Source organism: Jiangella alba (genome assembly GCF_900106035.1).
In the GTDB taxonomy this organism is placed as follows: Bacteria; Actinomycetota; Actinomycetes; order Jiangellales; family Jiangellaceae; genus Jiangella; species Jiangella alba.
In genome coordinates, this window is record NZ_FNUC01000003.1 from 2996031 (window position 1) to 3010042 (window position 14012).

Consider the following 14012-nt stretch of genomic DNA (forward strand, 5'->3'; position numbering starts at 1 on the left):
TCGCGACATCCCACCGAACCGTGAAGACGCGGCCGAGGTACGCGGCGCCCGGGCAGCGGGTCATCCAGCGCCGCCGTCGGCAATGCCCGCCTGCGAGCCGGGCGACAACGTGCCGGACACGAGCGTCTCGTGGATGAGGCCCGCGACGATGACGGCCAGCTCGGGGGCACGAGCGGGATCCTCGTCGAGCATGATCAACCAGGCGAACATGGGCCCGAGCAGCAGCACGTGAACCACCGCGGTGTCCGGTCGATGCGACAGCTCGCCGCGAACGACGGCGCGGTCGATCAGGGTGGCGACGATCGACCGTTCGACGGCGAGGAACGTCCGCTCGAACCGCTCGCTGAGGGCTGGGTCGGCATACACGTCCGCGAGCAGACCCGCCATGACGCCGGCCGAGGACTCGGCGAGCTGGTCGGCGATCTGCGACGTCAACGCCAGCAGATCACCCTTGAGCGAGCCCGTGTCCGCGGGCGCGGGCTCGCGAGCGTCATGCAGGAGCACGCTGAAGGTCATCTCCTGCTTCGTCGCATAGCGCCGGTAGATGGCCGCCTTGCCCACTCCGGCGCGAGCCGCCACCGCGTCGACGGTGAGCGATGGGTAGCCGCGTTCGGCGAGCAGCGTCCGCACGGCGTCCGCGATCGCGTGATCGACTCGGCGCTCGCGGGGCCGGCCCGGTTGCGGTGCGCTCGTCATTCCGCCAGCATACGATACTGTTAGTATCGGAACAGATCGTATCGTAATGGGAGAAGTCGAAATGCTGTCAGCGAGTGCGCGAAGCCGGAGAACGACCGCACGTAGGACGCGGAGCCCGTTCGACCTCGTGGGTCCGGTCGGCTTGGGTGGGCTGGGACTCCTGCATGCGGCCTGGGCGCTCGGCTGGAGATGGCCGGGCGGCTCGGACGAGGCGTGGGCGGAGCGCATCGGCGGCTCGACCGAGATGCCGACCAAGGCCGAGACATGGACGATGGCGGTGGTCCTGGCAGGCGCAGCTGGGGTGGTGGCCGCGTCCACGTCCAGCGCCCTCCGCCCTCCGCTGCTGCGTCGCGGGGTGCGCCTCGCGGCGTGGGGCGGGTCGGCAGTGCTGATCGGTCGTGCCCTCTACTTCCTGCCGCAGGACCTCACCGGCGAGCCCGGGGTCTTCAACAAGCTCGATCTGGCCGTGTACGCGCCGTTGTCGGCGACGTTGGGAATCTGCATCGCGAATGGCCTGCGACGTTCCGCGCACGAGGTCGCGACAGCCTCCCATGCCGCCTGACATCGACGCCTGGGAGTGCCGGCCGTAGCCCGTCGCCTGGTCCGTCGCGGTGTGCTCACGCCGCCGCCATCCCCCGCCTACCGGCTCGGTTCCCCCGAACGTGGGAGGCCAACCATCGAACCGATCGACATGGTGATGGACATGGACACGGCACATCGCGCGGCGCACCACGGCGCAGACCGCAGGGACCCGCGATGACGACCGCTCACCCCATGGCTGCGGCACCGACCGCGCGTCGCCGACGGCCTCGGAGTCCGAGGACGTGGATCCGCGTGTGCGCATGGAGCGCATTCCTCGCCGCGCTCCCGACGGCGGTATGGCGCATCCTCCCCGGCCTCGGGCTCCCACTCGGCACGCCTGGCGAGTGGCGTGCCGAGCAGCACCTGCCCGGGGCCGGAACCTGGTACGTGCTCGGCCTGTCGGCGGTGCAACTCGTGGCGGCGACCTGCTGCCTCGCGCTCGCGATCGACGTACGACGGCTCGTGCCGCGATGGGCACCGGCATGGGGGCGGAGGCGAGCGGCGCAGATCGCCGGCGGCGCGGGGCTCGCCGGGGCGGCACTCCTCGGCGTCGTCGTGGCGATGTCCATCATGGCCTGGGACAAGGTCGACCCCTTCGCCGGGCAGGACCATGACGCGTGGGCCCGGCTGTGTCTGGGCTGCTACCTCAGCGCCGCACTCTGGCCGGTCCTCCTGATCCCCGCTGCCATCGGATACCTCGTCGTGCGCGGACGCCTCGACGGCGCGATGCGGCATACCCCAGGACGCCAGGTCGAGGTCGTCGCCCGTCCGCCGCGGCCACCCAAAAGACCCCGCGACGACGCTCTCTGAGCGTGGCCGGGAACAGAGCGCACCGCGCTTCGCTCGTCGCGGTGCACCCACGACAGGAGGCAATGTGATCGCAGGAACCGGCACCCGGCCCCGGGTGCTCATCATCGGCTCGGGATTCGGCGGCCTGTTCGCCGCCCGTGCCCTCAAGCGTGTCGACGTCGACGTCAAGCTGATCGCCAGGACGACCCACCACCTGTTCCAGCCGTTGTTGTACCAGGTGGCGACGGGGATCGTGTCCCAAGGGGAGATCGCACCGTCCACCAGGGAGGTACTCGCCCGGCAGCGCAACGTCGAGGTGCTGCTGGGTGACGTCACCGAGATCGATCTGGCGAGCCGTACGGTCACCGCCGAGACCTTCGGCCAGGTGCACACCCATGGCTACGACCAGCTGATCGTCGCGGCAGGCGCCGATCAGTCGTGGTTCGGCCGCGACGAGTTCGCGCTGCACGCTCCAGGGCTCAAGAGCATCGACGACGCGCTGGAGCTGCGCGGAAGGATCTTCGGCGCGTTCGAGCTGGCCGAGCGCGCGGGCGCCGAGTCGCGGCCCGCTGACGTCGAGCGGTTCACGACCTTCGTCGTGGTCGGAGCCGGGCCCACCGGGGTGGAGATGGCGGGGCAGCTGGCCGAGCTGTCCGGGCGGACGCTGCGCCACGAGTTCCGGCACATCGACCCGGCCTCGGCTCGGATCGTCCTGCTCGACGCCGCGCCCCACCTGCTCGGCAGCTTCGACGCGAAGCTGCAGCGCAAGACCCACGCGGCTCTGCACAAGCTCGGCGTCGAGGTGCGGCTCGGCGCCAAGGTGGTCGAGGTCGACGAGACCGGCCTGGACGTCGAGGACCCTTCGGGCCGGACCCGGATCGACGCCGCCACCAAGGTCTGGGCCGCCGGCGTCGCCGCCAGCCCACTGGCCGAGCAACTGGCCGGGCAGGTCGGCGTGGAGGTCGATCACTCGGGCCGCATCCCGGTGCTGCCGGACCTGACCCTGCCGGGCCACCCCGAGGTCCACGTCGTCGGCGACATGATCAGTCTCGACTCGCTGCCAGGCGTGGCGCAGGTGGCGATTCAGGGCGCCCGCCACTCCGTGGCGGAGATCCGACGCTCCCTCGGAGGTGAGGAGACAGGTCGGGCCTTCCGGTACAAGGACAAGGGAAGCATGGCGACCATCTCCCGCTTCCGGGCCGTCGCCGAGGTCGGCTCGGTCAAGATCACCGGCTTCCTCGCCTGGCTGATGTGGCTCGCCGTCCACCTCGTCTACATCATCGGCTTCAAGTCCCGGATCACGACCCTGCTGCACTGGTTCGTCAGCTTCATCGGGCGGGGCCGGTCCGAGCGCGCCGTCACCGAGCAGCAGACGTTCGCCCGGGTGGAGCGGCAACGCCAGGAAGCCTGACGACGGCCCTCCACCAGCTTGGCCGGTTCACCGGCGAAGGCTACCCGGCCAAGCTGGTGCGCATCAGCGCAGCGCCATCGCGAAGATCCGGTGGAAGAACTTGCCACCCTGGTCCGAGACCGGCAGCACCACGTACTCGACGGTCTTCCGCCGGTCGAGCGGGACGGCATGGAAGAAGACGTAGGTCGGGCGGTCCACCCGGCCCACCGGCGCGTAGTTGTTGTACGCCATGGTGATCGCGACGTCCGACCCCGGCGGCGCGACGTGCCAGTCGGGGTCGGCCAGCGCGAACTCCGTCACGGTGCCGTCCGTGTAGTGGACGCTGCCGGTGCCGGTCACCGGTGCGTAGGCGCCGGTGGTGAGCAGCCCGAGCTCGGAGCCGGACGCACCGACCTCGATCGTCTGGCCCTGCGCCGCGAGGTGGTCGGGTCCGCCCTCGGCGGGCCAGGTGAAGTCGAACCCGCCGTGCTGGACGGTGCCGCCCGGCTGGACGCCGGCGGCCGCCAGCGCGTCCCACGAGATCGACGAGCCGTCGCCGTCGATGCCGCCGCCCAGCCAGGCCGGCGCCACGTCGTCGTCGCGGGTCATGCCATGCCGATCGAACGCCGCGGCGAGGTTCGGATAGGGCACGCTCAGCGAGACCGTCGCCGTTGGGCCGTCATGCTCGGTGCGATCGTGGGTGACGACGGTCTCGAACGGCAGCCGCACCACGCCGGGACGGTCCGCGAGGTCGACCACGAACGTCAGGCGGCGCGACTGGCCGGGACCGAGGCGCACCGGCAGCGCGCCGGGCCGTACCGCCGTGCCGTCCGGCGGTCGTGGCGTGACGGTCACCCGAACCGCCTGGGCGGCGTTGTTGGTGGCGGTCAGGCTGACGACGGTCCGGCCACCATCGACGACGGGGACACCGCCCTCGCTGGTCAAGGCGACTGGTGCACCGTCGAGCACCGTGGTCGCGGTCCGAACCGTCTGGGAGCGGCCCGCGTCGGCGCCGTCGCCGGCCCGCCAGCTGGTGACGGCCTGGATGCGGTAGTCGCCGGGGAGGGCGTCGAGGCCGAGCGGCAGCCGCACGTCGATCTCGCGCCGTTCGCCGGGCTCCAGTCGCTGCGGGACCTGTGGTGCCTCGACGGCAACGGTGCGGTAGTCGAGCCCGCCACGGGCGCTGACGTCCAGCCGGACGCCCTCCACCGGCGTCGCGCCGGGGTTCTCCAGCTCGACGGTGACGACGTTCTCGCCGAGCGCGCGCATGGTCGCCGGCGGCCGCAGGACGGTGCGCACGTCGCTCGGCGCGTCGGTGAGGAATCGCACCTCGGCGAGGTTGGCGTGCCCGCCGCCGGGCGACAGGTACCGGAACCAGCGGTACGACCCGGCGCTGGTGACCGGCAGGTCGAGCCAGTCGCGGAACGGCCGCCACTGCACGACCGCGAGATCGGTGCAGCCCGCGTCCGGACCGTCCGTGCAGCCCTGGAAGCGGCCGCCGACCATGCGCGCCAGCCCGGAACCCGGCCGCGGGATCGCCCGGACGCCGCTCAGCCGGGTCTCGTTGCCGGCGCCGAGGTCGAGGCCGACGTACCCGCCGTCGGCGGCGGCGAGGTCGACGAACGTGCCGGGATCGCCGTCGAACGCGTGCTCCGCAGCGCCTGCGGCGTCCCACGGCTCGCCCGAGGCGTACACGTCACCCGTCACCGGGACCGCTCCGGCCGGGACGTCGGTCACCACGCCCGGCGGCGCGCCGATGGCGTCGGCCCGCTCCTCGAGCGCGAAGTTCGACGGCGCGGCCGGTCCGCCCCAGGCCCGGTCGGCCAGCACCTGCTGCGGCCGCCCGGCGAACCACTCGAAGTAGCTGTCCGGCTGGTCGAATGCCTGGTCCGACCACCGGGAGAGGAGGTAGCCCTGCACGGCGGCGTCGTCGTCCGGCACGAACGAGGCGTTGATCCAGCCGGTGTCCGGAAGCAGCGCTCCCCCGGGCGGCCCCAGGGGCGTGATGTAGAAGTGCCGGCTGTCGGAGTTGATGACGTCGTAGCCCTGGTCGACGTAGGGCTGGTGGTCGCCCGTCCACGCCTCGACGATGATGTCCTTGCTCGGCGCCGTGACCGGTGCCTGATCGTGATCCCACCAGTTCCAGATGACCGTGCGCTTGCCGTGCGCCTTGACCATCTCGTTCATCCGGTCGATGAAGTCGACGAAGACGTCGGCGGTGGTCGGGTAGCCGTTCTGGGCCGCGTACTCGACCAGCTCGGGGCACTGTGCCTGCGCACCGGCCGTCGGGTACTCGTCGGTGCCGACGTGGAAGCGCGGGCCGCTGAACCACGGCACGAACTCGTCGAGGATCGACTTCACCGTCGCCTCGGTCTCCGGCTTGGTGACGTTCAGCGTGAAGTCGCGTTCGAACCAGTTCGCCGCCGAGGGGCAGCTCCACTTGGTCTCCGGCGCCCAGTCCGCGATGGCGGTGGCATGCCCGGGCAGGTCGATCTCCGGGAGGATCTCGACACCGTACCGGGCGGCGACCTCCTCGAACCGGGAGATGTCCGCCTGCGTGTAGGAGTCCTCGTGTGCCAGGCCGGGGAAGGCCGGGCTGTCCAGCCGGAAGGCGTTCCACTCCGTGAGGTGCAGGTGCAGCGTGTTCAGCTTGTACCAGGCCATCGTGCGGATGGTCTGCTCGATGTAGGCCGGGTCGTAGTAGTGCCGGCCTGCGTCGAGCATGAAGCCGCGGTCGCCGGCCCTCGGCCAGTCGCGTGCGTGCCCGGCCGGGACCTCGACGCGCTCGGGGTCGAGGGAGAACAGCTGCAGGACGGTCTGGGTGCCGCGCTGGACGCCGGCCGGCGTCCGGCCGCGCACGGTGAGGCCGGCCGCGATGTCCAGTTCGTACACCTCGTCGCGGGCCTTGCCGCCGGCCTGGACCGGTGACTCGGCCACGGCCTCGTCCACGTCGAGGACGACGTCACCGGGCGCCGGCTGCGCGTCGACCGTGACGGGGAGCTCGCGCCCGGTGATGGCCCGCAGGTCGGCCGCGAACGCCTCCAGCGAGGTGCCCAGTAGCTGAGCATCTCGTGTGTCGGCCACGATGCGCGCGCCCGACGGCAGCAGGAGCGTCCCGCCGTTTCCGGTCCATTCCTGCAGCGCCGGCACGACGGCCGGCGCCGCGTCCACCGCCGTCGGGCCGTCGGCGCCAGGGGCCGGCCCGGGTTCACCTGCCGATGGCAGCGTGGAACTCATGAGCGCGACCGCCGCGGCGGTGGCGACCAGACTTGTACGCACGGTGGATGACATCGGCTACCCGCTCCCGGATCGAAGGGTGGGACACGTCCACGGCCGGCGGCGAGGCAGCCGGCCGCTGCGGATGGGGAACGAACTTAGCTGGGCCGCGAATGAGCGGTCAAGCACGATTGGTCGCTATTTCGCGCATGAACAATCACGGCGCGACGGCCTTGCGCCGTGAAGCCGAAGCGTCGGCTCCCCCACGTACCGGCCCGGCTCCCCCAGACGTGGGAGGTGACCGAGCGAGCCGATCGCCATGGTGATGGACATGGACACGAGATCACGCGCGGCGCACCGGCGATGGGCCGTCGCCGCGATGGCCTGGACGATGCTCTACGTCGCCTCCAAGGTCGACTACGCCGTCCGCGAGAGGCTCGGCGTCACCGGAGGTCCGGAGGTCGGCCCGGCGAGCTACGACACGTACGGGCCGGGCGACGTCGCGTGGGCTCAAGGGAGCAACGCAGGCGTCGGACTGCTGGGCATCGCCCTCCTCGCCGCGCCGCTGCTTCCCGTGTCGAGACGGCTCCCCCGCCGGGTCCTCGCGGCACCGCTCGCGGCGATCACGCTCCTCGCCCTGGCCGGCGGAATCGGCATGATCGCCCGCGCGATCACCAGCGACGTCGGCGGCATGCTGTTCGGCGCCTACTGCCTGATCTGGGCCGCGCTCATCGCCATGACCACCAAGCAGGTGGCTACGCGCACCGACGCTCGCCGCAAAACTTCGTCAACGTCGTTGACGAAGATCGGTGACCCGCTGTAGCGTCGGCCGACGACAGGGACGACGAGGCCGGTGGAACGGAGACGTTGGCGCACATGGTCGAGCACTATGTCGGCGTCCTCGGCGTTGCCGAGGCGATGAGCGTGACGCGACACGCTGTGCACAAGTGGCGCTCGCGCTACCCACCAGACTCGGATCACCCGTTCCCCGGACCCGACGTCGACGTCGACGGAAGCCCCGGCTGGCGAGCGACCCGCCTGCAGGAGATCGTGCAGTGGCGTGACGGCCTCCCAGGTCGCGGCGCCGGCGGTGGACGGCCGACCGCCGCACGCCAGGAGTACTTCCGGGCAGCGGAACGTCGTGGGCTGGACCGGGACGAGGCCATCCGCGCCCTCGCCACCTTCGCCGAGGAATTCCCCCAGATGACCGAGCCGGAACTGTGCGCCTGGCTGATCGAGAGGTTCGGCTCCTAGCCGTTCTGTGGGGCCAACCCGCGAAGGGACTCGGGGCACGACCCGCGGAGCGCAAGGATGCGCCGCACACCGCCGAGCGGGGCGCCGAGCCGCAGCATCACTGCGACTCCCGTCATGCCGCCGGTCGTCCCCAAGGGCAGGACGGGCCACGCCGTGCGCCGAGCGGGACCACCGAGGATCGTGCCCGCCAGCAGAGCGCTCAGCGACGCCGCCGGGTCGACGAGTCGCGCAGGACCATCGCCCTGAGCCGGTCACATGCCTCGCCCTCCGTCTCGAACCGCATCTCGCCGGAGCGCTGGCCTCGTTCGGAGTAATAGACCGCCCAGCCCGACGCCCTGCGCTCCAGGACATAGGCCTCGGTCGGAAGCCCGCCGTCCAGCCAGTAGCTGTCCGGATCGACGCCCTCGGCATCGAACAGCGCTCGGAGTTCGGCCACGTTCACCGGCTCAACCTACGACTCCCGGCAGCCAGCCCGCCGCTCACCGGCCGATCCATCTCACGCCGAGCCGCCGGCACCATCACTCTTGGTGTCAGTCCGTGAACGACATCAGTCGACCTGCGATGTGCCGTTCCTCTTGTTCGCCTGCATGTCTCGGACGACCTCGCCCACCATGCGGGTCGACGCTGCGTCGAGCACGTAGCCGAACTGGATCACCTCGGCCTTCTGGTCCAGCAGCGCCGTCAGCTCCGTCGATTCCTCGGGGACCACGACGATGTCGATGCCCTCCAGATCCGCATCCTCGAGCCCGTCGAGCACCTGGACGTTCTCGACGCCGACGTCCCTGAGCGAGTCCCGCACGGTGACGCCCTGCTCATGGGTCCCGCACCAGACCCCCACGACCCTGGCCTCCGCCACGGACGCGATCCGCACGAGCGTCGGGACGTGCAGCGCGACGACGACGGCGACGACCTCGGTCTCCGGCCGGCGCATCAGAGCGCGGGCCTCCGCGAGAAGGGGGAACGTCGTCAGGACGAGGTTGGCCCGCTCTTCCTCGGGCTCGAACCGCCCCAGCACGAGCGGGTTCACCTTGACACCGACCAAGACTTCCAGCTCCGCGGCAAAGCGCTGGGCCCGGCCGGCGTCGGACTCGACGAACGAGACCTTGAGCAGATCGCTCTCGGCGCGCACAGCAATGCTCAGCACGAGCGACTGGACCTCGACGGCGGACAGACCGAGTGCGACACACTCACGAATGCACGACTCCAAGATCCGGCGCGCACGCTCACGCACCCGGGAGTCGGCGCTCGCCAACCCGGGCCCCACGACGAACGTCCCGGTCCGCCCGCGCCCCTCCACGAGACCGATCTCGCCGAGCTCCGCGTACGCACGCGCCACGGTGTTCCGGTTGATCCGTAGGTCCTCGGCCAGCAGCCGGGCGCCGGGAAGGACCTGGCCGGGTCTGAGATCACCGGTCTCGACCATGAACGACAACTGGTTGACGATCTGCCGGTAGACCGGCATGTCCGAGTGCACGCTCACCTGAATCTTGTCGGCCACCGTGCGCGTCCGGCCGTTCACCGAGGAGCTGCTGGTGGTTGCAGTCACAGGGCTCTCCTTCGCGAGTCCCAGAGGACCTCGCACGGACAACCCAGCGCCCACGCCGCGGCGTGATCGCCGACGACCCTCCCGCGAGGCCACGGCCAGCGACCCACCCGGCAAGGCGGACCGCACAGCGGGCAGGTCTTCGGACTCGCGGGCACAACCGGCACACGCCGATCACCTACCGGCCGTCGCTTCCCAGACGCTCACACGCCCAGTGCTGTCCCTCCCACGAGACAGACGGCTCTCGTTCCCACTCACCGCTGCGGGGCAGCTCCGGACTCACACCGGATTCCCTCTCACGTCGGCACCACCCTGACGAACCGGCCGGCACCGAACCAGCTGCACCCACAGTCTAGCCGCGGTCGCCGCGACGGCCCACGCCGCAGAGACACTCGTCGTGAATCCGATCAAGGAGCAGCAGGAGATCGACGAGCTGGCGTGCACCCGATCCGCCAACGGCCACCACCATGTCTGCGTGCACGACCGCCGCCGACCGCGTCCCACCAGCCCTCTAGACCTGCATGTGATCCGAGAACCCGGGGGGGGGGGGGGGGGCGGCGCGCGGCGATCCCGCCCGAGCCCTTCTGGGGCCGTGCTCAGTCGTGGCCGAGGTAGACGGACTTGATCCAGGTGAAGAAGTCGACGGCGGCGGCGCCCTGCTCGCGGTAGGTGTTGGTCGAGGAGTCCTTGACCCCGCCGAACGGCACGTTGAGGTCCAGTCCGCTGGTCGGCCGGTTGATCTTGACGACGCCCGCCTGCGCCCGCTCGACGAACCGGTGGACGGCGCGCAGGTCGTTGCTGACGAGACCGGCCGTGAGCCCGTAGTCGACACCGTTCACGATGTCGATCGCCTCGTCCAGGTCTGTCGCCGTCAGCACCGACACGACCGGGCCGAAGACCTCCTCCCGGGCGATGCGGTGGCCGGGGCGGACGCCGGCGACGACGGCGGGTGGCTGGAACAGCCCGTCGCCGGGGTCGCGGCCGGTCAGCACCTCGCCGCCGTCCTCCTCGGCGATCTCCAGGTAGGAGCGGCCGGTGGCGAGCTGCGACTCGCTGACCACGGGGCCCATGAGGACGCCGTCGGCCAGTCCGTCGCCGGGCGCGAAGCGGCCGGCCTCCTCGACGAGTGCCGCGGTGAACGCCTCGGCGATCTTCGGCGTGCAGACGACCCGGCTGGTGGCGGTACACGCTTGCCCGGTGAGGGCGAAGCCGCCGGCGGCGGCGATCCGCGCCGCCACCGCGGGGTCGGCGTCGTCGAGGACGACCAGGGCGTTCTTGCCGCCCATCTCGGTCTGCACCCGGGCCCGCCGGGCGGCCGCGCGGGCCTGGATCGACAGCCCGACGGCGGTGGAGCCGGTGAACGTCACCGCGGCGACGTCGCGGTGCCCCACCAGCGCGTCGCCGAGCAGCGCACCGGAACCGTGCACCAGGTTGAGCACGCCGGACGGCAGGCCGGCGTCGACGAGCGCGCGAGCCAGGTGCCAGGTGGACACCGTGGTCAGGCCGGCCGGCTTGAGCACGACGGCGTTGCCGGCGACGAGTGCCGGCGCGATCTTCCAGGCCGGGATGGCGATCGGGAAGTTCCAGGGCGTGATGGCCGCGACGACGCCGAGCGGCTCCTTGCGCGTGTACGTCAGGGTCGCCGGTACCGACGACGGGTAGATGTCGCCGGCCGACCGCCAGCCCTCGCCGCCGAAGAACCGCAGCACGTCGGCGGCGCGCTGCACCTCGCCGCGCGCCTCGGCCAGCGTCTTGCCCTCCTCGCGGGTGAGGTCGCGAGCGACCTCGTCGAGCCGGGCCGACAGCAGCTCACCGCCGCCGGTGAGCACCCGGCCCCGAGCCGGGCCGGGCAGCGCGGCCCACGCCGGCTGGGCGGCGGTGGCCGCCGCGACGGCGTCGTCGACGAGGCCGGCGTCCCCGGCGGCGGTGACGGATACGAGGTCGCCGGGGTCGGCGGGGTTGCGCCGCTCGGTTGCGGGCTCGCCGGTCCAGGTGCCCGCCACGAGATGCCGGATCTGCCTCGTCGTCATCGGTTCGCCTCCTGCTGGTCGGTCGGGTCGGGAAGATCGTCGATGGAGTCGTAGCGGCCGGCGGCCAGGCCGGCGAACAGCGCCGCGCCGCGTGCGGCGGCCTCCGCCACCGGCGGGATGAGCACGTCGCCCAGCGCCGCCCGCTTGGTCGCGACGACAGCGTCGCCGCGCAGCCAGCCGCCGACGGCGACGACGCGGGTGTGCGGGCCGGTGACCGACGCCATGACGTCGAGCGCGGCGCGCCCGCGCCGCATCACCGCGTCGAGCGCGGCTCGCCAGACCATGGCCGGGCTCGGCTCGGCCGGAATGCCGGTCAGCGTCGCTACCGCTCCGGCCACGTCGGCCACCCCGATCGGCACCGGGTCCGGCGCCAGCGCGAGCGCCGCCGCGTCGAGGTCCCGCCGCGCCTCGTGATCGTCCTCCGCGACGCCCAGCAGCCGCAGGAACCGACGCAGCGCCAGGCCGCTGCCCAGCCCGGTGAACAGCGACTGCGTGCCGGGGAAGACGTGGCAGCCGACGGTGACGCCGGCCCGCACGGCCGCTACGGTGGCAGCCGGCCCGACGGCGCGCACCGCCTGCCGGACCATGGCCTCGCCGGTGCCCAGCGAGTTCAGGACGTCGCCCGGCCGGGTCGCCCCGGCGCCCACTGCCGCGCACAGATGGTCGTGCCCGCCCACCGTCAGCACCGCGCCGGCGAGACGGCCGCCAGGGTCGGCACGCCCGGCAGGGGCGCCTGCCGGAACCGGCTCCGGCAGGGACAGCCGGACGCCGCTGGCGGCGACGTGACCGGGCAGCCAGCGCCGCTCGTGAACGTCGAGCCAGCCGGTCCGGGCGGCCAGCGACAGTTCGTTGACGAAGCTCCCGCCGAGCCGGGCGACCAGCAGCTCCGGCACGGTCGCCCAGCCGGCCGGGGCGCCGTCGACGAGGTCCTGGTCGGCCAGCCAGCGCGTCTTCACGGCGGTGCAGCGGGTACTGAGCGGCAGGCCGGTGCGCGTGGTGAACGCGTCGTCGCCGCCCACGTCGGCGCGTACGTCCGGCAGCACGGCGTCGGGCCGCTCGTCGTACCAGGCCAGGATCGGTGTCAGGGCCCGGCCGGCGACGTCCACCAGGACGCCGCTCTCGGCCATGCCCGTGACCCCGACGCCGATGACGTCGCCGGAAACGCCGGACAGCGCGTCGCCGATGGCGCCGAGCGCCGCCGCGGTCAGCTCGTCCGCGTCCATCCGCACGACGCCGCTACGCTCGCGCCACGGCGTCGGGCGCCGGCCGGAACCGAGGGCCCGGCCGGTCAGCGTGTGCGCGACCGCCTTGACCGTCGTGGTCCCGGCGTCGACGCCGACGAGCACGCCGGTCACGACACCGGCACCCCGCGGGCCTCGCGGAAGGTGGTGACGAAGCCCAGGTAGGAGGCGCCGATGGCCGCCACGGCCTCGTCACGGGAGACGTCGCCGGCGAACCAGGACTCCAGCGGTCCCTCGAAGATGCTGCGGCCGATGGCGAAGCCGTTGACGGCGGCCACCGGCGCGGCGGCGGTCAGCCAGCCGCGCACGTCGTCGTCGTCGGCGGCCCGGCCGAGAACCAGGCAGACGACGTGGTCGCGGCCGCCACCGCGGGTCAGCTCGGCGACGGCGGCGTAGTCGTCGGTGGCGTCGAAGCCCTCGATCTTCCAGATGTCCGGCTCGACGCCGGCGGCGTGTGCCTGGCGCACGGCCTCCAGCATCAGGCCGGGACGCATCTCACGGTCGAAGCGGCGCTGGTCGCCGCCGACGACCGCCAGCTGGTCCGCGGTGGCCGGGATCAGCAGCTCGAGCATGAAGCGCTGCCGGCGCGGCGAGCACCAGCGACTGAACTCGGCCAGCCGGGCCAGCTGCTCCTGATGCTCGTCATGCCGCGACTCGTCCTGCGGGTTGTGGAAGACCAGCACCTTCACCAGATCGGGGTCGTAGGCGTCGACGTGGGCGGCGAAGTCGTCGCCGTGCTCGAGGGTGAACAGCGGGGCGAGGCTGCGCTCCACCGGCATGCACGTGGTGAAGCCGTGCTGGCGCGCCAGCGGCAGCGTGTGTGCGCCGTACTGCTCGTCGACCAGCACCCCCACCGACGACGGGTCCATGCCCTCGCGCACCGCGGCGACCGCGCCGTCGAGGATGACCTGCTTGGCCGCGGCGAACCGCGCGTACCGGTCGCCGGTGCTCTCGGCGTCGCGGGGGAACCGGCGCTCCATCGCGACCCGGTGGTCGAACGCCAGGATGAACAGGTCTTCTGTGGCCATGAGCTCTCTCTCGTCAAGCTCGACGGAAATGTCCTCGGCCGCGGCCGGACCGTCGTCGAGCGGCGGAATGCGTGTGACTCTATGTGGATTCAGTTGCATTCGTCAATCGACCCGCGCCTGGTGCACTGGGCGGCCCAGGAGTGAACTGTCGCGCCAAGCTCGTGTTATCCCTGTTCAGGCGGGCTGATTCGCAACGGCAACGTCATCACGGGGCAACAACGTCTTCATCTCGGGCCTTGACGG

The 14012-nt window shown here is 72.0% G+C and carries 12 protein-coding genes and 1 riboswitch; of the genes, 5 read left to right on the plus strand and 7 right to left on the minus strand.

Features of this window, described 5'->3' with window-relative positions:
* Positions 1-60: 60 nt before the first annotated feature.
* Positions 61-696: a TetR/AcrR family transcriptional regulator gene (locus tag BLV02_RS16190; protein ID WP_069111678.1), complete on the minus strand. Its 636-nt coding sequence runs from the start codon at positions 694-696 to the stop codon at positions 61-63.
* Positions 697-823: 127 nt separating this feature from the next.
* On the opposite strand from BLV02_RS16190, the gene BLV02_RS16195 reads away from it, so the two are divergent.
* From BLV02_RS16195 to BLV02_RS16205, 3 genes are all read left to right on the plus strand, one after another.
* Positions 824-1258, plus strand: a complete 435-nt coding sequence (locus BLV02_RS16195; RefSeq protein WP_069111677.1) for a DUF3995 domain-containing protein — start codon at positions 824-826, stop codon at positions 1256-1258.
* Between the two features lie 272 nt (positions 1259-1530).
* A complete protein-coding gene (locus BLV02_RS16200) occupies positions 1531-2088 on the plus strand; it encodes a hypothetical protein (RefSeq protein ID WP_069111676.1) in 558 nt (185 codons plus the stop codon).
* A 64-nt stretch (positions 2089-2152) separates the two neighbouring features.
* Complete coding sequence (locus BLV02_RS16205; protein WP_074946384.1) at positions 2153-3478, plus strand: NAD(P)/FAD-dependent oxidoreductase; 1326 nt, start codon at positions 2153-2155, stop codon at positions 3476-3478.
* 63 nt (positions 3479-3541) lie between these two features.
* Here BLV02_RS16205 and BLV02_RS16210 read toward each other — a convergent pair whose 3' ends face one another.
* Positions 3542-6694: a family 20 glycosylhydrolase gene (locus BLV02_RS16210; RefSeq protein ID WP_171906749.1), complete on the minus strand. Its 3153-nt coding sequence runs from the start codon at positions 6692-6694 to the stop codon at positions 3542-3544.
* A gap of 310 nt (positions 6695-7004) precedes the next feature.
* Between BLV02_RS16210 and BLV02_RS16215 the strand changes: the two genes are divergently transcribed.
* The gene (locus tag BLV02_RS16215) at positions 7005-7496 is read left to right on the plus strand and encodes a hypothetical protein (protein WP_141711591.1); all 492 of its coding nucleotides are present in this window, start codon (positions 7005-7007) and stop codon (positions 7494-7496) included.
* Positions 7497-7549: 53 nt separating this feature from the next.
* Positions 7550-7927 (plus strand): hypothetical protein, encoded by a 378-nt coding sequence (locus tag BLV02_RS16220; protein ID WP_069111672.1) that lies wholly within the window; start codon positions 7550-7552, stop codon positions 7925-7927.
* Positions 7928-8126: 199 nt separating this feature from the next.
* Here the strand turns inward: BLV02_RS16220 and BLV02_RS16225 are convergent, their stop codons facing one another.
* The 5 genes from BLV02_RS16225 to BLV02_RS16245 all read right to left on the minus strand — a co-directional run bounded on the left by BLV02_RS16225 (position 8127) and on the right by BLV02_RS16245 (position 13769).
* Entirely contained in the window at positions 8127-8369 is a 243-nt protein-coding gene (locus tag BLV02_RS16225) for a hypothetical protein (protein ID WP_069111671.1), read from the minus strand.
* A gap of 105 nt (positions 8370-8474) precedes the next feature.
* A complete protein-coding gene (locus BLV02_RS16230; protein WP_216094235.1) occupies positions 8475-9446 on the minus strand; it encodes a GntR family transcriptional regulator in 972 nt (323 codons plus the stop codon).
* 140 nt (positions 9447-9586) lie between these two features.
* Positions 9587-9825, minus strand: a riboswitch (cobalamin riboswitch).
* Between the two features lie 241 nt (positions 9826-10066).
* Positions 10067-11500, minus strand: coding sequence for an aldehyde dehydrogenase family protein (locus tag BLV02_RS16235; RefSeq protein WP_069111670.1), 1434 nt, complete (start codon positions 11498-11500; stop codon positions 10067-10069).
* A complete protein-coding gene (locus tag BLV02_RS16240) occupies positions 11497-12855 on the minus strand; it encodes an FGGY-family carbohydrate kinase (RefSeq protein ID WP_069111669.1) in 1359 nt (452 codons plus the stop codon). Before BLV02_RS16240 ends, BLV02_RS16235 begins: the two co-directional genes overlap by 4 nt.
* Complete coding sequence (locus BLV02_RS16245) at positions 12852-13769, minus strand: 2-deoxy-5-keto-D-gluconate 6-phosphate aldolase domain-containing protein (RefSeq protein ID WP_069111668.1); 918 nt, start codon at positions 13767-13769, stop codon at positions 12852-12854. The genes BLV02_RS16240 and BLV02_RS16245 overlap by 4 nt, the downstream gene beginning before the upstream one ends.
* Positions 13770-14012: the final 243 nt, after the last annotated feature.

Excerpts from the sequence above, each read along its gene's own strand:
- BLV02_RS16190 (WP_069111678.1), bottom strand. The coding sequence starts at position 696 with ATGACGAGCGCACCGCAACCGGGCCGGCCCCGCGAGCGCCGAGTCGAT.
- BLV02_RS16210 (WP_171906749.1), bottom strand. The coding sequence starts at position 6,694 with ATGAGTTCCACGCTGCCATCGGCAGGTGAACCCGGGCCGGCCCCTGGC.
- BLV02_RS16215 (WP_141711591.1), top strand. The coding sequence starts at position 7,005 with ATGGACACGAGATCACGCGCGGCGCACCGGCGATGGGCCGTCGCCGCG.
- BLV02_RS16220 (WP_069111672.1), top strand. The coding sequence starts at position 7,550 with ATGGTCGAGCACTATGTCGGCGTCCTCGGCGTTGCCGAGGCGATGAGC.
- BLV02_RS16235 (WP_069111670.1), bottom strand. The coding sequence starts at position 11,500 with ATGACGACGAGGCAGATCCGGCATCTCGTGGCGGGCACCTGGACCGGC.
- BLV02_RS16245 (WP_069111668.1), bottom strand. The coding sequence starts at position 13,769 with ATGGCCACAGAAGACCTGTTCATCCTGGCGTTCGACCACCGGGTCGCG.